The sequence below is a fragment of the Qipengyuania sp. B-5 genome (assembly GCF_056857815.1).
The window spans coordinates 1-14,658 of sequence record NZ_JBSXNU010000038.1 but is presented as its reverse complement, the minus strand read 5'-3'; the positions used below and the strand labels follow the sequence as shown (position 1 = coordinate 14,658).

General features: G+C 61.6%; 16 protein-coding genes and 2 pseudogenes. 8 read left to right on the top strand and 10 right to left on the bottom strand.

From position 1 onward, the window contains the following. The 3 genes from AC13CE_RS06075 to AC13CE_RS06065 all read left to right on the top strand — a co-directional run. Positions 1-140: transposase (locus AC13CE_RS06075; protein ID WP_482971164.1), on the top strand; the 140-nt coding region annotated here is incomplete at its 5' end. Between the two features lie 5 nt (positions 141-145). Beyond that, the gene (locus tag AC13CE_RS06070) at positions 146-388 is read left to right on the top strand and encodes a transposase (RefSeq protein ID WP_482971869.1); all 243 of its coding nucleotides are present in this window, start codon (positions 146-148) and stop codon (positions 386-388) included. Positions 389-643: 255 nt separating this feature from the next. Further along, entirely contained in the window at positions 644-1,030 is a 387-nt protein-coding gene (locus AC13CE_RS06065) for a hypothetical protein (protein WP_482971868.1), read from the top strand. A gap of 47 nt (positions 1,031-1,077) precedes the next feature. On the opposite strand, the gene AC13CE_RS06060 is transcribed toward AC13CE_RS06065, so the two are convergent. Both AC13CE_RS06060 and AC13CE_RS06055 read right to left on the bottom strand, forming a co-directional pair. Then, positions 1,078-1,365, bottom strand: coding sequence for a hypothetical protein (locus AC13CE_RS06060; protein ID WP_482971867.1), 288 nt, complete (start codon positions 1,363-1,365; stop codon positions 1,078-1,080). 148 nt (positions 1,366-1,513) lie between these two features. Beyond that, positions 1,514-1,816: a hypothetical protein gene (locus AC13CE_RS06055; RefSeq protein ID WP_482971866.1), complete on the bottom strand. Its 303-nt coding sequence runs from the start codon at positions 1,814-1,816 to the stop codon at positions 1,514-1,516. 200 nt (positions 1,817-2,016) lie between these two features. On the opposite strand from AC13CE_RS06055, the gene AC13CE_RS06050 reads away from it, so the two are divergent. After that, positions 2,017-2,229: a hypothetical protein gene (locus tag AC13CE_RS06050; protein ID WP_482971865.1), complete on the top strand. Its 213-nt coding sequence runs from the start codon at positions 2,017-2,019 to the stop codon at positions 2,227-2,229. Further along, complete coding sequence (locus tag AC13CE_RS06045; protein WP_482971864.1) at positions 2,219-2,572, top strand: hypothetical protein; 354 nt, start codon at positions 2,219-2,221, stop codon at positions 2,570-2,572. Before AC13CE_RS06050 ends, AC13CE_RS06045 begins: the two co-directional genes overlap by 11 nt. Here AC13CE_RS06045 and AC13CE_RS06040 read toward each other — a convergent pair whose 3' ends face one another. The 5 genes from AC13CE_RS06040 to fsa form a co-directional block, all read right to left on the bottom strand. Further along, complete coding sequence (locus AC13CE_RS06040; RefSeq protein ID WP_482971863.1) at positions 2,573-3,511, bottom strand: D-2-hydroxyacid dehydrogenase; 939 nt, start codon at positions 3,509-3,511, stop codon at positions 2,573-2,575. Between the two features lie 120 nt (positions 3,512-3,631). After that, positions 3,632-5,077, bottom strand: a complete 1,446-nt coding sequence (cysS, locus tag AC13CE_RS06035) for a cysteine--tRNA ligase (RefSeq protein ID WP_482971862.1) — start codon at positions 5,075-5,077, stop codon at positions 3,632-3,634. 54 nt (positions 5,078-5,131) lie between these two features. Then, a complete protein-coding gene (locus tag AC13CE_RS06030; RefSeq protein WP_482971861.1) occupies positions 5,132-5,803 on the bottom strand; it encodes a nitroreductase in 672 nt (223 codons plus the stop codon). A gap of 272 nt (positions 5,804-6,075) precedes the next feature. After that, positions 6,076-7,902: a cobaltochelatase subunit CobT gene (gene cobT / locus AC13CE_RS06025; protein ID WP_482971860.1), complete on the bottom strand. Its 1,827-nt coding sequence runs from the start codon at positions 7,900-7,902 to the stop codon at positions 6,076-6,078. A gap of 9 nt (positions 7,903-7,911) precedes the next feature. After that, positions 7,912-8,571: a fructose-6-phosphate aldolase gene (gene fsa, locus AC13CE_RS06020; protein ID WP_473822564.1), complete on the bottom strand. Its 660-nt coding sequence runs from the start codon at positions 8,569-8,571 to the stop codon at positions 7,912-7,914. A 150-nt stretch (positions 8,572-8,721) separates the two neighbouring features. Between fsa and AC13CE_RS06015 the strand changes: the two genes are divergently transcribed. Both AC13CE_RS06015 and AC13CE_RS06010 read left to right on the top strand, forming a co-directional pair. Next, on the top strand, positions 8,722-9,240 hold the full coding sequence (locus AC13CE_RS06015) for a hypothetical protein (RefSeq protein WP_482971859.1): 519 nt from the start codon (positions 8,722-8,724) through the stop codon (positions 9,238-9,240). 15 nt (positions 9,241-9,255) lie between these two features. Continuing rightward, a pseudogene (locus tag AC13CE_RS06010) lies at positions 9,256-10,080 on the top strand (serine hydrolase domain-containing protein); the annotation flags it as partial. A 1-nt stretch (position 10,081) separates the two neighbouring features. On the opposite strand, the gene AC13CE_RS06005 reads toward AC13CE_RS06010, so the two are convergent. Continuing rightward, positions 10,082-10,795: a DUF4197 domain-containing protein gene (locus AC13CE_RS06005; RefSeq protein ID WP_482971858.1), complete on the bottom strand. Its 714-nt coding sequence runs from the start codon at positions 10,793-10,795 to the stop codon at positions 10,082-10,084. Between the two features lie 54 nt (positions 10,796-10,849). On the opposite strand from AC13CE_RS06005, the gene AC13CE_RS06000 reads away from it, so the two are divergent. Further along, the gene (locus tag AC13CE_RS06000) at positions 10,850-13,027 is read left to right on the top strand and encodes a primosomal protein N' (RefSeq protein ID WP_482971857.1); all 2,178 of its coding nucleotides are present in this window, start codon (positions 10,850-10,852) and stop codon (positions 13,025-13,027) included. A 6-nt stretch (positions 13,028-13,033) separates the two neighbouring features. Here the strand turns inward: AC13CE_RS06000 and AC13CE_RS05995 are convergent, their stop codons facing one another. Then, positions 13,034-13,798: an isocitrate lyase/PEP mutase family protein gene (locus AC13CE_RS05995; protein ID WP_482971856.1), complete on the bottom strand. Its 765-nt coding sequence runs from the start codon at positions 13,796-13,798 to the stop codon at positions 13,034-13,036. A 1-nt stretch (position 13,799) separates the two neighbouring features. Further along, positions 13,800-14,513: pseudogene (locus AC13CE_RS05990) on the bottom strand (bifunctional transcriptional activator/DNA repair enzyme AdaA); the annotation flags it as partial. Positions 14,514-14,658: the final 145 nt, after the last annotated feature.

Here is a 14,658-nt window from a genome sequence, read left to right as displayed (position 1 = left end):
GCATTGAGCGGTGCTTCGCCAAGCTCAAATGCTCGCGCCGCCTCGCAACCCGATACGACAAAACCTCAGCAAGCTATCTCGGCTTCATACATATCGCCGCCGCCCGCCTCTGGACCAATCAGTTTGTCAACAGGGCCTAGCTTGGTTGAACGGCTACTGGCACAAGAAGGTCAATCACTCGAAAGGCCAGTATGTGGCCGCTGGCGGTGTATCGACCAACGGCGTAGAAGGCTTCTGGGCTTGCCTAAAGCGCGGCATCAACGGAACGCATATCCACGTTAGTCAGAAGCATCTTCCGAAGTATCTGGGCGAGTTTGAGTTTCGTCACAATCGCCGTAACCGTCCGGAAATGATGCTTTCGGAGTTGATGACTTCGTTCGTAAGATGAACCGGAACCACAGGATACATTTCTTGATTGTTAACAGGTGAAGGGATATGTCCTGCTCATGGTTATGAAGTACCGCCGCGTTTCCGACCACTTTCCTGAAGAGGAAGTGATGGACAAAAAGGCCCAAGGCCCGACCTTTGCAGATATAGCGGGTCAAGCGAGACGTGCGCTACGTTTTCGCAAGGGGACAGACGTAACTGGCCTTAGCCACAACGAGCGGAATAAAATCATCTTCGGCGACTAAGGGGGGAACGCTTGAAGGCGTTACGTACCAGTCGCATTGAGGCTGTTCCAAAAAAAGTTGAGATACACGACGAGTTCGCTGACGAATGCGGGGTGAAGCACGACGCTCACCTAAAGCTGCAATTCAATGAACTTTTGGACCATATCGAAAATGGTTGGGAGGTCCCTGACGTTTTCTATCGACTCGACGTCGATAAGAACAAGGATTTGCTGTTAGAATTAACGGGCGTGAAGCACCTCCACCTTGGTGGTCGTGGTTCTGACACGATGGTCTATCTGATCGAAACCGAGAAGGTCGTTTTCATTCTCCGGATCGCAGGTCACCCTTATCTTGAGGACAATCCTCGTGGTGGGCTGCTTTTCCGGAGGCTCGGTCTCCCTTACCCTTTGAAGAGGTAGGCGGCTCGCCTTCCGTCATGGCCTTTAGGAGGCGGTCGAAGCGGTCGCTATGAGAAGTCATGTTCATCCTTGATCTTCTGCAACTTGGTTTCAGCGCGAGTGCGCTTGCGGTAACCGTATAGCGCCGAAACCACCATTAGAACAAAACTAATAGCAAGCGTTGCAACCACCAACCCCCAGTTTGCATCTGAGATCTTTTCGCTCAACAGCAAGTCACGTATTGTGTCTACGAATAACCCCAAGCAGAATGCCGCAAATCCATAGAACCAAGCACCCTCATCGCGATCATCTTGGACGGTTTCTAGTTCCAGTTCGGTGAGTTCATAATAGTTCACGACCCGGTGCCCACCAACGTTGGACACTTTTCCGCGCCTTGAACGAGGGGCCTTCCCACCCGCCATCGCCGGTTTACCAGTTGCTTTGCGCTGAGCGCCGCCCCCTTGCCCTCCCGAAGTGCCTGGCGAACTTCCGGCAGTTTCCCCTTTACTCGCCATCCTTCTCGATCGCTTGCCTGTAGAAGCTCATTTGATTCTCGAAACCAGCCTCTGCCATTCGCAGCACAAGCCTGCCGAACTCTATAGCGTCTGCGTTGGGGACCACTATCGATGTATGATAGACTGAATCTTCGCCCACTCGCTCGCCGAATGTAATTCTCAAATGCATCCCATCTGGCTGCACAAAGATACGATTCGTGAAGTACGCGCGCAGTTCTTTCGATTTGGCCTCGGCTTCGTTTAAATCGGTTGTATCGAAGTCGACATTCTCGGTCGGATCGTCTTCCGCCATTTCGTATCCTTTTTGCAATGGGCGTCTTCATACCACCGCGCTCCCGAAATGGGAGTCGGGGCGGGTTTCGCTGTGGATTAGATGTTCCAAATTCCCTCCTACTTGTCGCAAGGGGATAATCCCCTAGGATTTCGGCTGGAACGAATCAGGAACAGGGCGAGCGATTCGCCCGAACGGATACAGCCATGGGGAGCACAAACATGTTGATCCGCAGCATCGAGCAATTTCTTCGCGTTCACGATATGCCGCCGACCAAGTTCGGTCGCCTCGCCGCGCATGATCCGCGCTTCGTCCTCGATCTTCGGATGGGCCGCGAACCGCGCGGCCAGACCGAGGCGCGCATCCGCGGCTTCATGTCTGGATTCGAGGCGGCCTGCGGCGAATCCTCGCGGGAGACGCTCCATGTCCAGTGAAGGCAAGCCCCCGCGCCCGCCTCGCGCCCGTCGTTCCGATGGAGACCGCCTCCGCCTTGCCCTGCTCGCGCTTGCCGAGCACCGCGCACAGATCCTCACTCACAGCGAGAAAGCCTGGGCCAGCATCACCTTTGCGGGCACGCGCCACAGCCTCTCGCTCCTGTTCGCAGGTGAAGAGGCAATTGAAGCGGGCGAGCGTTTCATCGCCGCCCTGCCCGATCACGAATTTACGCTGCCGGGGCAGTTGGTTGCCGATGCCGCTATCGGCGAGGTGGAACATCGCCTCCTGCCCAGCCCGCGCCTGGTGGTGCAATGCGAGCTGCTGTTGCTGGCCGACGCGTGATCAGTAGCCTGCGGCCAAGTCCATCTGCGGTTCCACCGGCTCGCCCTTGTGCCAGCGATGGAGGTTCTCGATGAAGCGATCCGCGCTGCGCTGGAACATCCTGGTCTGCGCGCGGCCGGACAGGTGCATGGTGACCTGCGCATTATCCAGACCCCACAGCGGGTGATCCTCGGGCAGCGGTTCGGGGTCGGTCACGTCCAGCAGGGCGGCCTCGACCTTCTTTTCCCGCAGAGCCGCGACCAGATCGTCCTGCTTCACCACATCGCCGCGCGCGATGTTCACCAGCACGGCATTGGGGCGCATGGCGGCAAGCTCGTTCCCGCCGATCATGTGGCGGGTCTCCTCGGTTGAGGGAACTGCGAGGATCACCCAGTCGAATTCGCCCAGTTTCTCGCGCCACTGCCCGGGCCGCAGGCTCCCCTCCCCGCCCGACCGGCGAACCGGCACCACCTTCATGTCGAAGGCTTCGAGCCGGGTCTTGATGAGCTTGCCGATCGCGCCGAGGCCGAGGAGCAATACCCGTTCACCGGCCAGTTCGCGCTTGCCGGGGCTATCCATCAACCACTCGTGCCGGTCCTGCGCACGCACAACCTCGCGGTAGCCCTTGGCGTGGGCGAGCATCAGCATGACGACATATTCGGCGATGGTGATCGCATTGATGCCCACCCCATTGGTCACGGTGACGCCGCGTTCCTCCAGCAGGTCGAGCTGCATGAAATCGAGCCCGGCATAGATCGAATTGAGCCATTTGAGGTTTTTCGCGGCGCGCGCAATCTCGGCCATCGGCTCCTTCTCGTTAAGGTCGAACCAGCCGATTTCCGCCTCGGGAGCCATCTCCAGCGCCTGCTCCCGATCCATGAACCACAGCGGCTCGACCCATTCGGGCAGGCGCGGTTCGACCAGCGGTCGGATCAGGGCGGACAGGACGGCTTTGGTCATATGGTTGGTGACTAACCCCTCAACTCGTCGGCCAGGACGTGATCCGGGCCAGTGCCTGTCGTTCTAGCCTGCTCTCGAAAGAAAGCACCACCCCGGATCAAGTCCGGGGCGACGACAGGATTACAATTTCCATTCCCATCCCAGCGGATCGCCATCCATAACCTCTACGCCCTTGGCTGCAAGGCTGGCGCGGATCGCATCGCTGGCGGCGTAGTCCTTTTCGACCTTCGCTTCCTTGCGGCGAATGATTTCGGCTTCGATTTCCGCTTCGGAGATTTCGGCCGACTTGGGGCGGATGCGCAGGTCCTCGCGGGTCAGGTCGAACAGGTTCAGGCCGAGCACACGGTCCATTTCCTCGATCACCGCGCGTTTCACGCCGCCATCGACCTTTTTCACCGCAAGCACCTCCTCCAGTGCGACCAGTGCCACCGAGGTATTGAGATCATCCGATATCGCGGCGGCGAACTTCTCGCGCATGGGGGCGAACTTGGGGTGCGAAGGGTCGCCGGCCAGTTCTTCCTTCAGCCGCTCCGTCGCCATAATTATGCGCTTCAGCCGCGTGAGCGCAGCCTGCAGGCCTTCCCAGCTGAATTCCAGCTCGCTGCGGTAATGCGCCTGCAGGCACATCATGCGGTAGGCGAGCGGATGGTAGCCCTTGTCGATCAGAAGTTGCAGCCGCAGGAACTCGCCCGCGCTTTTCGACATCTTGCCGCTGCGCTCGACGAGGAAGTTGTTGTGCATCCAGATGCGCGCACCGCTGTTTTCGGCCACGTCGAGGCCATTGGTGCAGCAATGCGCCTGGTTCTGGGCGATCTCGTTGGGGTGATGGATTTCGCGGTGGTCGATGCCGCCGGTGTGGATGTCGAAAGGAAAGCCAAGCAGCTTGCCGCCCATCACCGAGCATTCGAGATGCCAGCCGGGAGCGCCTTTGCCCCAAGGGCTGTCCCATTCCATCTGGCGTTTCTCGCCTTCTGGAGTCTTGCGCCAGATGGCGAAGTCGGCGGCGTTGCGCTTGCCTTCCACCGTGTCGATCCGGCCCTCGCCCTCCTCGGTCACGGCGCGCGCAAGCCGCCCGTAATCGTCCACCGTCGTGACATCGAAATAGAGGCCGCTTTCGAGTTCGTAGCAGTGTCTGTCCGCGATACCCTTCGCGAATTCGATCATCTCGTCGATGTAATCGGTGGCGACCGACCATTTGGCCGGCTGGCGAATGTTGAGCGCCTTCACGTCGGCCCAATAAGCCTCGGTGTAGTGCTTTGCGATGTCCCAGATCGACTGCCCCTTCTCCGCGGCCATCTTCTCCATCTTGTCCTCGCCCGCATCCCCATCGTCGGTCAAATGGCCGACGTCGGTGATGTTGATGATGTGGGTGAGATCGTAACCCTTCCAGCTCAGCGTTCGCCCCAGCACATCGGCAAAGACATAGGCGCGCATGTTGCCGATGTGGGGGTAATTATAGACCGTGGGCCCGCAGGTATAGACGCGCGCCTCGCCCGGGTGGACGGGCTGGAATTCCTCCAGCTTGCGGGTAAGCGAGTTGAACAGCTTGAGCGGCGTGTCGGTCATGCTGGGCCTGATACAGTCACGTCATCCCAGCGCAAGCTGGGATGACGAATGAAGTCACCACCCTTCCCACCGGACACTTTCTTCCAGCGGGGCACGCTTCACATCGAAATTGTTCACGGGGGCTTGCGTGTCGCGGTAGCCGATGGCCATGCCGCAGAAGAAGGTGTGGTCTTCGGGAATGTCGACCATCTCGCGGATTTGCGGGGAATAGACCGCCCAGGCTTCCTGGAAGCAGCAGTCGAGCCCTTCCTCGCGCAGCAGCAGTGCGATGGTCTGCAGCCACATGCCGATATCGCTCCATTGTGGCGGGCCCATGTATCTGGGCGTGTGGACCAGCATCAGCACGGGCGCGCCGAAAGCCCGGAAGTTCTCGGCGAACCACATCAGGCGCTTGCCTTTTTCCTCCCGCGAAATCTCGAGCGCGCCGTAAAGGTCCTCGCCGACACCGAAGCGGCGTTTTTCATAGGCCCCGTCGAGTTCGGGCGGATAGATATGATACTCGGGCGCATGCGCGTCGCGGCCCTTGGGAAATTCCTGCGCGATGCGGTCGAACAATGCCTGCATCGGCTCGCCGGTCAGCACGATGCCATGCCATGGCTGCGTGTTGCCGCCCGAAGGCGCACGCTGCGCCTTTTCGAGCACGCGGGTAAGGGTTTCGCGCTCGACCTTCTGATCGGTAAAAGCGCGGACGGAGCGACGGGACTGGACGGCTTCGGTGACTTTCATCCGGAGAATGACCAGGCGACTAAAATTACGCCACCCACCAACGATAGATAACCTAAACGCCGTATCGTTTGATTGCTTAGGTCACGCTTCGGTGGATAGGCTTCGAGCTCTCGGCGCTCCTCAAAATATCTTTCGGAGTCGCCAGCGTCCAGCTCTGCCAAACGAGCATTCCGATTACTCAGAGAGTCACAAAATTGCCTCTGAGGACGGAGAATCGCGCCCAGAGACATTATTGCGATCACCATTCCCGCAGTGAATGTTAGCCAGTCCATCTATCCCTCCACCTCGAACAACCCGGCAAGCTGCTCGATAATCGTCCCTCCGAGCTGTTCCACGTCCATGATCGTTACCGAGCGCTTGTAATACCGGGTCACGTCATGGCCGATGCCGATTGCAGCAAGCTGCACGGGCGATTGCTTCTCGATCCATTCGATCACCTTGCGCAGATGCCCTTCGAGATAGCCCGCCTGGTTCACGCTCAGCGTGCTGTCGTCGACCGGCGCACCGTCGCTGATCACGAGCAGTATCCGGCGATCTTCGGGGCGGGCGAGCAGGCGGGTATGCGCCCAGAGCAGCGCTTCGCCGTCGATGTTTTCCTTGAGCAGCCCTTCGCGCATCATCAGGCCGAGATTGCGGCGCGCGCGGCGCCAGGGCTCGTCGGCCTTTTTGTAGACGATGTGGCGCAGATCGTTGAGGCGGCCCGGATTGGCGGGACGTCCGTCGGCAAGCCATTGCTCGCGTGACTGCCCGCCCTTCCACGCGCGGGTGGTGAAGCCGAGGATTTCGGTCTTCACGCCGCAGCGTTCGAGGGTGCGCGCCATGATGTCGGCGCTGATCGCGGCGATGGATATGGGCCGCCCGCGCATCGAGCCTGAATTGTCGATCAGCAGGGTGACAACCGTATCCTTAAACTCGGTATCGCGCTCGATCTTGTACGACAGCGCGTGGCCGGGGCTGACGACAACGCGGGTGAGGCGTGCGGCATCCAGAAGTCCCTCTTCCTGATCGAAATCCCAGCTGCGGTTTTGCTGCGCCATCAATCGGCGCTGGAGGCGGTTGGCAAGCCGCGTGACCACGCCCTGCAGACCCGCCAGCTGGCTGTCGAGATAGGCACGCAGCCGATCCAGTTCCTCGTGATCGCACAGCTCGGGCGCCTCGATCACTTCGTCGAACTTGTCGGTATAGGCCTTGTAATCGAAATCCTCGGGCAGGTCGGTCCATGGCCGGTTCGGCCGGACGGGCTGCATGCCCTCGCCATCCTCGTCCGACGGGTCGCCATCGGACATTTCCTGTTCGCCCTCAACGTCCTGCTCGGCATCGCCATCGGCCTCGCCGTCGACGGTTTCGCCGCGGGCGTCGCTTTCCTGCGGCTGGGCCTCGCCCTCGTCTTCTTCGTCGGAATCCTGATCGTCCTCGGGCTTTTCGCCCTCCTCGTCATCGCCATCATCGCGCCCCTCGTCCTCGGGCGTTTCGGGCAGCGTGAGTTCGAGATGCCGCAACATGTCGAGCGTCAGGTCCTGGAAGGCGCGCTGGTCATCCAATGCGCCCGCGAGGTCTTCCATGTCGGTCCCAATACGCGAGAGGATTTCCTCGCGTACCATCTCGACACCGGGTTTCGCGCGATCGGGGATTTCCTCGCCGGTCAGGGCTTCGCGCAGCATGAGCGAGAGCGCCGTGGGCAGAGGCACCTCCTTCGCCTCGCTAGCGCGTGCGATCGGATCGCTCGCGGTGCGCAATTCGACCGCCGCATCGAGGTTGTCCCTCATGCCCGAATAGCGGGTAGAGCCGACCGCTTCGTATCGCACCCGCTCGATCGCGTCGTAACAGGCGCGCGCGATCGGTTCAGGCGGCGCGCCCCTGGCGTGCATCGCCTCGTTGTGGTGGCGCAGCTTCAGCGCGAAACTGTCGGCAAAACCCCGCGCTTCCCGCGCCTGTTCGGGCGGAAGATTGCGGCCCGGCAGGGGCACGCGGAAGTTCTTGCCCGATTGCGTCGGGTTATCCGCGCTCCAGGCGACCTCGATCTCCGGCTCGTGCGCAATTGCGCGTGCCGTGCCGGTCAGCGCCTGTTTGAACAGGTCGAGGGGTGTCTGGTCTGCCACTTTTGCCAGTTAGGAAGTCGGAATGCTCTGACCAGTCTTTTCCCAATCCGCGAGGAAGCCTTCGATGCCCTTCTCGGTCAGGACATGCTTGAACAATCCCTTGATGACGCTGGGCGGCATGGTGGCGACATCGGCGCCGATCAGTGCGCTCTGCAGCACGTGGACGGGGTTGCGGATCGAGGCCACGAGGATTTCGGTGTCGAAGCCGTAATTGGAATAGATCTGGGCGATATCGGCAATCAGTTCCATGCCGTCGAAGCCATTGTCGTCATGGCGGCCGACGAAGGGCGAAACGAAGGTTGCCCCCGCTTTCGCGGCCAACAACGCCTGATTGGCCGAAAAGCACAGGGTGACATTGACCATAGTGCCTTCGCTGGTCAGCTTCTTGCAGGTTTTCAGCCCGTCGATCGTCAGCGGGACCTTGATGCAGACATTGTCTGCGATCTTCCGCAGCGTTTCGGCTTCCTTCATCATCGTTTCGTGATCCAGAGCGACGACCTCGGCGCTCACCGGACCATCGACGAGGCCGCAGATTTCCCTGGTCACATCAATGAAGTCGCGGCCAGACTTGGCAATCAGCGATGGGTTGGTGGTGACGCCGTCCAGCAGGCCGGTGTCGGCCAGTTCCTTGATGTCGGCGATGTCGGCAGTGTCGACGAAGAATTTCATATGATCAGCTCCGGAGAAGCAGGTTTTCGATTCCCGACCGCTATATGGAAGCTGTCCGCCCCGCGCCACCCCGCGCGGGGTTGCAATTTGCCGAAAGCGGGATAATTACAACTGTAGTTAAACTACAAGTGTAATCATTGGGAGTTCCTCATGGTCGTCAAACCCCTCGCCGCACTGTTACTTGCCATGGCTTCCAGCGGCATGCTCGCGCAGGGTAGCGCGCTGCCCCAGGCACAGACAGAAACGGTCGAGACCGCCATTTCGGGCCATGTGCAAGCGCTGGAACAAAGTGCGCAGCGGCCAATCGATGACTTTATTACAGAATTCGAGAACGAGAGATTTGCTCCCGACTTCAAGAATTCGACCACCGAAGACCAGCGCCGGTTTCTCCTCACCGCCATTCGCAACGCTGCTGCCTCTGCCGGTGGAGTCATGGTCCAGCCTGCGCCGGGCGGTGTCGAGATCATGCTTATGGGACCGGTCGAGCACCGGATTGCCATGACGCTCGAAGAAACCGCGCCCTTCCACATTGCCAGCCTGTCGATCGAGGAAGTCGCTCCGCCCCTGCCGATTACCCGCGCAAATCTGGAGTCGCGGATCGACGAGTACATGGAGGGACGCAGCGGCCTCGTCCACGTGCGGCTTGGGGGTGAGGAAGTGCTGAGTTAAGGATACGGCACCGGAAACGCCGCGCTCGGCACCACAATCGATAGCAATACGGTTTTCGGCATCGGGTCCCGGCCGATCGATTTTACCACCGCCGCCGTGATGCTACTCGAAAAGCAAGGCAAGCTGTCCTTCGACGATACGCTGGCCGTCCATTTCGACAACGTACCCACCGACCGCGCGGGCATGACGATCCGCCAGATGATGACCGGTAAATCTGGCCTACCGGACTTCCCCGCGAACGACAGCGATGCCGATGCGGACCTCACCTGGATCACGCGCGAACAGTTCATCGCCCGGACCATGGCGACACCGCTTCTGTTTGCCCCCGGAGAGGGCGATGCGCATTCGCATTGGGCTTTCGGAGTGCTGGCAGCGATCGTCGAGAAGCGTAGCGGGCAGCCTTATGCGAAATTCCTGCGCGAGAACTTCTTCGATCCGGCAGGAATGGAGCGGACCGGCGATTATGGCGAGAGCAGGGGCCTGCCGCTCGAGGCTTTCGCAGTCGGCGGCGGCAAGCAGGTCGGTCTGCCCAATATCCCGCCGAACTGGGGTCCGACTTCCTGGCTGCTGCTAGGCAGTGGCGGGATGTTCTCGACCCTCAACGACCTGCGAAGCTTCTACGATTATCTCGCGACGAGTGATGTGCTCGGCCCGAAGAACCAGTCCCATTTCAACAGCGAGCAGGCGCAAGTTGACGGCTCCGAACGCGGGTTCGAATTGATCAGCCTCATCGGTGAAGGGCGCCGAAACGAGGCATGGATCTTACTCAACAGCGGCGGCGGAACGGCCACGCGCGACTCTGTCATCCGCCCGCTGATGGCGCTGATCCGTTCGGAGTGAATTAGAGCCGCGAACCCGCCCCGAACACCCCGATGATCAGTGGATCACGCGTCGATTGCGGATCGCGGCGAATGGCTGCTTCCTCCGCCCCGATTTCGCGCCAGATCGTGTTGTCGATGCTCGCGGCCACGCGGCTGGACACCTGCGGGATATCGACGCCGGTCAGGGCGGCAAGCGCCTGGCCCACCAGCGGGTCCTGCGCAACGCGCATAGCATTGCCGAGTTCGGGCACCATCGCCTCGATCAGCGAAGTGCCCATCGAATTTCGCAGGAAGGAAGTCGCCGCGGTCGGGCCGCCGCGCACCAGGTCGATCGCGTTCTGGACGCCGATGACCCGCACCGCATCGGTCACCAGCGGTGCGGCGCGATAGGCCCCTTCATAGGCAATATCGCCGAAGGCATCGTAGAGCCGGTCCTTGAACAGGGCCGAAGTGAGGATGCTCGACAGCACACCGCCGCGCGCACCGAGAAGACCTTCCAGCCCGACGGTTGCAACCTGCTGGTCCCAATATCCGTCCGGCTGGAGCATGCGTGCGAAAGCGCGCTCGCTCGACAGGAAGAGAATGCGCTGCACTGCGTCGACCATGCTGAAACCGGGCATGCTGGCACAGCCGGACAGCGCCAGGCCGACGCCGCCGATGGACAGGCCACCAAGGAATGCGCGCCTTCCGCTTTTCCGTTCGAGGATTGGGGGTTTCACGAGAATATCGTTCATTTCTTGTCTCCTCACAAAGTCCTACCCTTGTTTCATGTTGCTTACGCGGCCCATATGAGCCGCCAGATGAACCGCGTCCGCTGCCTCGTCCTCAATGCCGCCCTCGGCCCGCTCGACTACAAGGTGCCGGACGGCATGACGGTCGAACTAGGCCAGGTGGTGGAGTGCCCGCTGGGCCCGCGCACCGTGGTCGGGATCGTCTGGGAGGCCGAACGGCTTCCCGGCACGGACGTTCCGGCGGAGAAACTCCGCAACCTGAGGGGCCTGTACCCGATCCCTCCCCTGCCCGCGCCACTCCGCCGCCTGATCGAATGGACTGCGGACTATTACGTCGCGTCGCTGGCCAGCGTTGCGCGGATGGCACTGTCTTCGGGCGGCGCGCTGAAAGGTCCGGCGAGCATCACGGAATACCGCCTGACCGGAGGAATGCCCGAACGCCTGACCCCCCAGCGGCAGGCGGCGATGGAGGCGCTGGAGGGCGAACAGGCGACCATTCGCGAACTGGCAGGAATCGCGGGCGTATCCGAAGGGGTGCTGCGCGGACTGGTCAATCAGGGCGTGTTCGAACCGGTCGAGGTCGATTGCGACCGGCCATATGACGAGGCACGTCCCGATTATGCGCAAATCGAACTGAGCGACCGGCAACGTGAGGCGGCGAACACCTTCTCGGAGGCGGTCCGCGCCAAGATATTCGCGCCCTTCCTGCTCGATGGGGTGACCGGATCGGGCAAGACCGAAACCTATTTCGAACCTGTCGCGGAGGCGCTGCGTATGGGCAGGCAGGTGCTCGTCCTGCTTCCCGAGATCGCTCTTACCGAGAATTTCCTCCACCGCTTTGAAGAACGTTTCGGAGCCGCACCTGTGCTGTGGCACAGCTCGCTCAAATCCACCGAGCGCCGCCGCGCATGGCGCAGCGTCTCGAGTGGAGAAGCGCAGGTGGTGGTTGGCGCGCGCTCGGCGCTGTTCCTGCCCTTCGCCAACCTCGGTCTGATCGTCGTCGACGAGGCGCATGAAACCAGTTTCAAGCAGGAAGACGGAGTGCGCTACAACGCGCGCGATGTCGCCGTGATGCGCGCACATTTCGAGCAGTTCCCGATCATCCTCGCCAGCGCCACGCCTGCGCTCGAAAGCCTGCAGATGGCGGAAAGCGGTATTTACGCGAAGGTCGACCTGCCCAGCCGCTTCGGTGGCGCGCAATTGCCGGGCATCGACATCGTGGATCTGACCGAGGAGAAACCGCCGCAGGGCATGTGGCTCGCCCAGCGGGTGGTCGACGGTATCGCGGAACGGCTTGAACGCGGCGAACAATCGCTGCTGTTCCTCAACCGGCGCGGCTACGCCCCGCTGACCCTGTGCCGCCATTGCGGCTTCCGCTTCCAGTGCCCCAATTGTACCGCCTGGCTCGTCGAACACCGCTTCACCCGCCTCCTCGCCTGCCACCATTGTGGCCATGAGACGCCCAGCCCGGCAGCCTGTCCGGAATGCGGCGAACCCGATTGCCTCGTCGCCTGCGGCCCGGGGGTGGAGCGCATTGCCGACGAGGTGGCCGAACGCCTGCCCGAAGCGCGCGTTTTCGTCGCCACGTCGGACACGCTCAATTCGCCCGGTCGCGCAGCGGAATTCATCGCCGCGGTTGAGGCGAAGGAGATCGACGTGATCGTCGGTACCCAGCTCGTCACCAAGGGATTCCACTTTCCCGAGCTGACGCTGGTAGGGGTGGTCGATGCAGATCTCGGTCTGGAGGGTGGAGACTTGCGTGCGGGCGAGCGGACCTATCAGCAGGTCGCGCAGGTCGCAGGACGCGCAGGTCGCGGCTCGAAGCCAGGCGAGGTCCTGATCCAGACCCGCCACCCCGAGGCCAGCGTCATCGCCGCGCTCGCCGCCGGAGACCGCGACGCCTTCTACTCCGCCGAAACCGAAATGCGCCGCGATGCCGGTGCCCCGCCCTTCGGCCGCTGGGCCTCGATCATCGTCTCTTCGGAAGACGAATCCGAAGCGCGCGAAGCCGCCCGCCGTATCGGCGATACGAGGCCCGATGTGCCTGACTGCATGATACTCGGCCCCGCCCCCGCCCCGATGGCCCTGCTACGCGGCCGCTATCGCTACCGCCTGCTGATGAACGCCCGGCGCAGCGTGCAATTGCAGGACGTCATCCGCCAATGGCTCGGAAGACTCGACCACCCGCCCGGCGTACGCGTGGCTGTGGATGTCGATCCCTATAGCTTCGTTTGACGATCCTCAGCGCGCGTAAGGCGCACCTTCCCCGGCGAACACGGCCTTGGCCTGTTCACCCAGCCAGGTCATCGCCGCAGCCCAGGGCCCATGCCCATAGCTGATCCGCGCCACGCCCAACGCCGCAAGTTCGGCGTGGGTGCCGCGCCCCGGTCCCCACAACACGTTGACCGGCAGCGGCGAGCCTTGGCAGATCTCGCCAATCACCGAATGATCGCCAAGGAAGGGCACGAACAGGCTTCCCGCCCCCGCATCTGCATAGGCTTTCGCGCGGTCGATTACATCGGCGATAAGGGCGGGCGAGTAATCCTCGGGCTTCTTGCCTAAATAGACATCGGTACGTGCGTTGACAAAGATGCCTGTCGAGGCAGCTGCCGCGATCCGCTTCGCCGCCTTTGCGGGATCAAGCAGGGCGGATTGGCCGGGCAGGCGGTCCTCCATATTGATCCCCGCTGCACCCAGATCATATGCCTTGCCGACCGAATGCGCGACCTGCTCCGGCATGTCCCCATAGCCCGCTTCCATATCGAGCGTTACGGGCAGGCTGGTGACCGAAAGTATGCGCTGTAAATTCTCCAGCACCACGTCGAGTGGCAAGGTCTCGCCATCCTTGTAGCCCTGTGCTTCGGCCACTCCGAAACTACCCGTAGCGATAGCCTGCGCGCCGGCGCTGGCCACCGCCTTGGCGCTGCCCGCATCCCAGATATTGAACAACACCAGCGGATTGCCCGGCACATGGAGCGCGCGGAACCGGTCGACCTTGCTCGTCATCTCATTTCATCTCCCGCGCGAGCAGCTCGCGCTTTATGTCGAGGCCATAGGCATAGCCCCCCAGCCCTCCGTCAGACGCGATTACGCGGTGACAGGGAATGAGGACTGCGATGTTGTTGGCTCCGTTTGCTCCTCCGACCGCACGACTGGCCTTTGGATTGCCCAGCGCGGCGGCCAGTTCGCCATAGCTGCGGGTCTCGCCGGCAGGAATTTCCCGGAGCGTCTGCCAGACGCGCTGCTGGAATGCGGTGCCCTTTACATCGAGCGGGATATCGGCGCCCGTAGCAGCCCCGGGCTGTTCGACCGCGGCAGTGACCGATTCGAACAGCTCGCTGAACTCTTCGCCGCCCTCGACCAGCTTGGCTTTCGGGAAGCGCGCGCGCAATTCGGCCTCTCCTTCGCCGAAGGACAGGCAGCAAACCCCCTTCTCAGTCGCGGCGACAAGCATACTTCCCAGCGAAGTATCGACTGTGCTCCAGTGGATCGTGCGGCCCGCGCCGCCGTCCTTCCAGTCGCTTGCACTCATACCGCTGCCCTTCCTGTCTTCGTAAAAGCGCGAGGGTGCGCCGTAGCCGGCCTCGTAGATCGCCTGTGTCACGCTGCCGCTTTCGCGGAGCGCCTCTTCCGCCCGTTCGCGGCGCAATGCGCGCTGGTATGCCGCGGGCGACAGGCCCACCGCCCGGGTGAAAATGCGCTGGAAATGTGTCGGCGAATAGTCCTATTGTGTTGAAAAACTCCGCAGGCACCTTTGGCGGGAAATATTAAAACTCATAAGAGCTCATGCCCGCATCATTACTTCAAGACGCCTTCTCCCGTTGAATCATTATTACGGAAAATCGGCTGCGGATCGGGTCAGGCCG